Source organism: Mixta tenebrionis (genome assembly GCF_006517625.1).
GTDB lineage: Bacteria > Pseudomonadota > Gammaproteobacteria > Enterobacterales > Enterobacteriaceae > Mixta > Mixta tenebrionis.
The window spans coordinates 1-5,497 of record NZ_VHQI01000026.1; the positions used below are offsets into that span (position 1 = coordinate 1).

Here is a 5,497-nt window from a genome sequence, read left to right on the forward strand (position 1 = left end):
TATGGGCAGATTTGCCGTTTTGGTATCCGGATACAGATTCTGGAAGCTCCCCTGTATCTTGCTCAGCGGGACGGAAAGCGCCATGGGCACACGGGGCAATTTAAGCCTGCCGCCACCAGCATAGTACGCTATCGTCAACACGGTAATGGCGGCGCCGATGGGATGTAACGCCACCGCCCGGCTGAGCAGCATACCGGCACGGGACATCATGAGCGCCGTATCGCCGGCGAGCGTTACTGCGCCAGCTCCTCCTATTGCCAGCTGTAGCCGTCCGGCAGCATTTGTCATCGCCAGCGCGCTCGCTCTGGTCATTACAGCTGCCGCCTTATTGAGCATGTCCAGGGTATATTTCGGTGGCGGGGCAAAACCGGTCAGCTCGGTAATTGCTGCCCGCTTTTCTGCCGTAGTGGCGAAGCAGGCGGCGACGCCGTCGCCGTTGCTGCGTTCCATACTCCATACCCAGGAGAGAGGATTAAGATACAGCAGAAAACAGGGCTTTTTCTGTGAAGCAAACTGAAAGAGTCCTTCACCCAGGTATTCATAAAGCTCGCTACCCAGGCTGGCTGGCGAAATTGCTTTTGCTACAAGGCTGGTTGCATTATGGCTTTCCTCTCCGGCGGGTGCGGTAATGCTGTTTTCCGCTGCCGGATCGATTGGCACGTGATTATCCTCATCACACATAATAAATTCCTCTTTGACGTGAAAATAACATAAAAACAAATACTGTATATTTATACAGTAAAGGCAAAATTAAACTTCTTTGTCAGCCATGTCAATTTTTCGGCTTTTAATTTTTGGAAATAATAATTGATGTGGTGGTTACTGGATGGCTTGGTAATTAATGATTTGTTTGATAATTAATTGGGCGAGAGTAAAAAAGGAAAGGTGAAAATTTCAGGAGAGGATGTTACGCCTGGCAGAGGTAGTTATTAAACAGAGATAAAGCGCAGGAATATAAAAAGCCGCAGCTTAAACTGCTGCGGCGCTAATTATTTGTTGAGGTAATTATCGGAGCCGATAGCCCCGATAAATTTGTTTCAGGCTGGTTTCGCTTTATTCCTGCTGCGCGCTCGCATCAGGCTGAGCGGTCCCTCTCCACTAAGTGTAAATAGAGAAATCAGCGTAAAAGAGAAGGCGATAAGTCCTAACACCAGATAAGCGCCATGGAAGCCCATGCTGTCGTACATATAGCCCGCAAAAAGCGACATAAAGATCATCGACAGCTGTTTAAAGAAGCAGAAGCAGACCAAATAAATGGTGGCTGAGAAGCGCACTTCAAACTGGCTGGTGATGTATTTAAAGCAGCCGACAATCAGGAATGGCACTTCAAACATATGCAGCGTTTTCAGCACCACTACTTCCAGCGCAGAAGTAGCAAAGGAAGAGCCGATAATGCGTACAGACATAATCGTGCCTGCCAGCAGCAGCGCGTTCTTGCCGCCGATACGGTTTACGATTAACGGCGCGAAGAACATGATCGAGGCGTTCAACAGCTCACCCATAGTAGTGACATAGCCGAAAACGCGGGTTCCCTGCTCGCCGGTGGCGAAGAACGAGGTAAAGAAGTTGGCAAACTGCTGATCGAAAACGTCGTAGGTGCAGGAAACGCCTACCACATAAAGCGAAAGGAACCAGAGTTTGCGATCTTTAAACAGTTCCAGCGCCAGACGCAGGCTAAAAGGCGAATGGTTAGCGCCCAGCGTATCAGCCACCTGCGCTGAAGGCTGCGCCTGTGGCTTAGCGATAAACAGCAGTATAGCCAGAATCACCGCACAGCCGGAGCCGAGCCAGAAGACGAACTGGTTATTGATAGTAAACATAATGCCGACAATCGAGGCGCACAGCGCCCAGCCGACGCAGCCGAACATGCGCGCACGACCAAATTCAAACTGGCTGCGGCGGCTGACTTTTTCCACATAGGCTTCAATCGCCGGCGCGCCGCCGTTATAGATAAAGCCCAGATAGATACCGCCGACGATAGCGCCCAGCAGGATATTGGTCTGTAGCAGCGGACCAAGCACATAGATAAAGAAGGGCGCAAACATCACCAGCATACCGGTGATAATCCACAGCAGATGCTTTTTCAGGCCGAGCTTATCGGATAGCAGGCCAAATACCGGCTGAAACAGCAATGAAAAAAACGAAATGCTGGCGAATACGATGCCGGTATCGCTTTTGCTCAGGTGATTGATGTCATGCAGCCAGATGGGAAAGAAGGGGAAATAGGCTCCCATAATGAAGAAATAGAAAAAGAAGAACAGCCCGAACATCCAGAAGTTAGTATTTCTCAGGTAATACATAGCGTTATTCCTTTGGGTCAGTCCGGAGCGGACTGGGCAGACCCGCTCCGGTTAACGTCAGACGCGCGTTAGCGGCGCACCCAGCTTACGGCATAGTGATAATGGTGGTCCTGTAACAGGTACTCCGGCGAGACGCTGGGACTCCAGGAATCGTCGCCGCCGACGCCCATATGGAACCCATCCAGATTGAGCCAGCTTCCCGGCTCTTCCCGTAACAGATGTCGATGCGTAACCTCATGCAGCTGCCGCTGGCTGTAGCGGCTGAGATTGAAGTGAAAGCGTCCGCGCCATTCGCTGTCGCCATACTGTAGCCACTCACTATCGCAGCGCAGGCCGTTTTCACCGGGGAATACATAAGGCGTATAGAGCGCTTCCAGCGGTAATTGCCAGCGGTCGTAGCGGGCGGATTGTTTGCGGTCGGGATAGTTTTCGTGCGGGCCAAGGCCGAGCCAGTTGACCTGTGGATGGACCTCTGCCAGCTGACAGCTCAGGCCGATACGCGCCGGGGCCGGAATGCCGGCAGCGATATCCACATCCACGCTGATATGCAGTTCACCCGCGCTATCAATGCGCCAGGTTTTCCGGCTGATAAACAGTATTTTGTTCTGCCAGCGCCAGCTGTGTACGGTGCGCAGCTGTACTTCAGCGCTGAGCTGCTCCGCTTCGCACAGCTCCAGCTGCGGTTCCATCTGATAAAAACCTGCCGCCTTCCAGCGCTCTACCCAGGCGTTGGGATCGATGCGCGCCGCTTCGCTGATGCCGATATCGTTATCCAGCGGCGCACGGGTAAACTGATCCTGTAAAGGCTGAAGCAGCGCGGGCTGTCCGGCTTTCCACCACTGCGTCAGCAGGCCGCTGTCACGGCTAAACTGCCAGCGCTGGGCGCCAAGCTCAATAGTGAAGTCAGCTTCGCTGACGGCGAGCCGTGGCGCTTCGCCCTTAACGGATGGCGTGGCGGGCAGCGTTAACGGCGCCGCCAGACGCCACTGCTGCCAGGCGCAAATATGGCCCGCCTCTGACCAGGCGGTAGCGGCAATCTGCTCTACCTGCACCGTTAACCAGAGCTGGCCGCCTTCGGTGATTGTCGGCAGCTTATCCAGCACAACCTGCTGCGAACCTTCTGGCGCAATATCCAGCCTGACCGTGCCGCTGGCCAGCGGGCGGCCTTCCTGCGCCAGCGTCCAGATCAGTTGCTCGTTGTCGCTGCGGCGGAACAGGTATTCGCTGGTGACTTCCAGCGTAACCGGCGCTTCGTTTTTCAGCCTGAACTGGAAAAACTGCTGCGCCTGCTGGGCCTCATAAAGCGCCGGATGCGGCGTGCGATCGGCGAATACCAGGCCATTCATGCAGAACTGACGATCGTTGGGCGTATCGCCAAAGTCGCCGCCGTAGGCGGCATAAGGCTTGCCGTTTTCATCGTAGCGGGTAAGCGACTGATCAACCCAGTCCCAGACAAAGCCGCCCTGCAGGCGCGGATGCTGACGGAACGCCTGCCAGTATTTATGAAAGCCGCCAAAGCTGTTGCCCATCGCATGCGCGTATTCGCACAAAATCAGCGGACGATGCTCGTCCGGCATGCCAATCCACTTTTTAATCGACCATTTCGGCACCTGCGGGAACGGCTGATCCTGATCGACGCGGGCGTACATCGGGCAGACAATATCCGTTGCCGCACTGTTGGCGCCGCCGCCTTCGTACTGTACCGGACGCGTTGGATCGTTGGATTTAATCCAGCGGTAGAGCGCATCGTGATTGATGCCGTGGCCCGATTCATTGCCCAGCGACCAGATAATAATTGAGGGATGGTTGCGGTCGCGCTGCACCATACGCGTTACGCGCTCGCTCATCGCGGGCAGCCAGGCAGGATCGCTGGTCAGCCGGCTCATCGGCACCATGCCGTGCGTTTCGATATTCGCTTCGTCCACCACATACAGGCCGTAGCGGTCGCACAGCCGATACCAGAGCGGATGGTTGGGATAGTGAGAGCAGCGCACCGCGTTGAAATTATGCTGTTTCATTAACAGAATATCGCGCCGCATGGTTTCTTCATCCATCACCTGACCGTTTTCCGGATGATGTTCATGGCGGTTGGTGCCGCGGATCAGCAGCGGTTTACCGTTCAGCTTAAGCAACCCCTGGCTGATTTCTACCTTACGGAAACCGACGTCGCACGCTTCCGCTTCCAGCAGCGCGCCGCTGTCGTCGTGCAGCAATACCACCAGACGATAAAGCGTTGGCGTCTCTGCGCTCCACAGCTGCGGCGCGTTAACCGGCAGGCGCAACGTTGTGCGATCGTTCCAGGCGCCGCGCTCATCAATAATATCGCTGCCGAGCGGCTGCTGACATTCGCCCAGCTTTTCTGCGCCGGCCCAGAGCTGGAGCGTTACCTGTACCTTCTCCAGGCTATCGCCGTGAACGGTAACGCGCGCCTCAAGCTCGGCATAGCTGAAGCTTTCATTCAGGTGCGTTTCTACCTGCATATCGCTGATGGCGGTTAGCGGCTTATGCAGCAGCGAGACGTCGCGGAAAATACCGCTCATGCGCCACATATCCTGATCTTCCAGGTAGCTGCCGTCGCTCCAGCGCAGCACCATCACCGCCAGACGATTAGCGCCCGGCTTAAGCGCCGCGCTAACATCGAATTCGGAAGGCAGCCGGCTATCCTGCGCGTAGCCGATCCAGTGGCCGTTGCACCACAGGTGAAAGGCGGAATTGACGCCGTCAAAGATAATGCGCGTCTGGCCGCTTGCCAGCCAGGCTTCATCTACACTGAATGTGAGCGAATAACATCCGGTTGGGTTTTCTGCCGGTACAAAAGGCGGATTAACCGGAATGGGATAGTTTACGTTGGTATAAACAGGCGCATCGTAACCCAGCATTTGCCAGTTTGACGGTACGCTGATTTCATCTGCATCAGGCAAATCTTCCTGTAGCCAGCTTTCCGGTACGGCTTCCGGCTGTGTGAAATAGCTGAACGCCCAGCGTCCGTTGAGGCTCTGCAGGCTGGTGGAAGGGCGATCGTCTCGTGCGGCTTCCGGCGCACGCCAGCTGCAAAACGGCGGATGCGCCGGAAGCTGGTTGAGTTGAGTGACCGCCGGGTTTTCCCAGTCGCGGCGCGCCAGGATAGCGCTGAGTGAAGCGGCGGGCGAGCCTGCTTTTACCATCATATTCGGTTCCTTATTTTGCGATGCGCTCAC

3 protein-coding genes are annotated in these 5,497 nt (G+C 55.3%); all 3 read right to left on the minus strand.

Annotation, left to right across the window (positions count from 1 at the left end; genetic code table 11):
• The coding region (locus tag FKM52_RS21140; protein ID WP_141178078.1) for a hypothetical protein at nt 1-681 on the minus strand (681 nt) is incomplete at its 3' end.
• A gap of 356 nt (nt 682-1,037) precedes the next feature.
• Complete coding sequence (locus tag FKM52_RS21145) at nt 1,038-2,300, minus strand: MFS transporter (protein WP_141178079.1); 1,263 nt, start codon at nt 2,298-2,300, stop codon at nt 1,038-1,040.
• Between the two features lie 68 nt (nt 2,301-2,368).
• Nucleotides 2,369-5,467, minus strand: a complete 3,099-nt coding sequence (locus tag FKM52_RS21150) for a beta-galactosidase (RefSeq protein WP_281285008.1) — start codon at nt 5,465-5,467, stop codon at nt 2,369-2,371.
• Between the last annotated feature and the right edge of the window lie 30 nt (nt 5,468-5,497).

Bases quoted from the DNA above. Each gene is read 5' to 3' on its own strand.
- FKM52_RS21145 (WP_141178079.1), bottom strand. From the start codon at position 2,300: ATGTATTACCTGAGAAATACTAACTTCTGGATGTTCGGGCTGTTCTTC.
- FKM52_RS21150 (WP_281285008.1), bottom strand. From the start codon at position 5,467: ATGATGGTAAAAGCAGGCTCGCCCGCCGCTTCACTCAGCGCTATCCTG.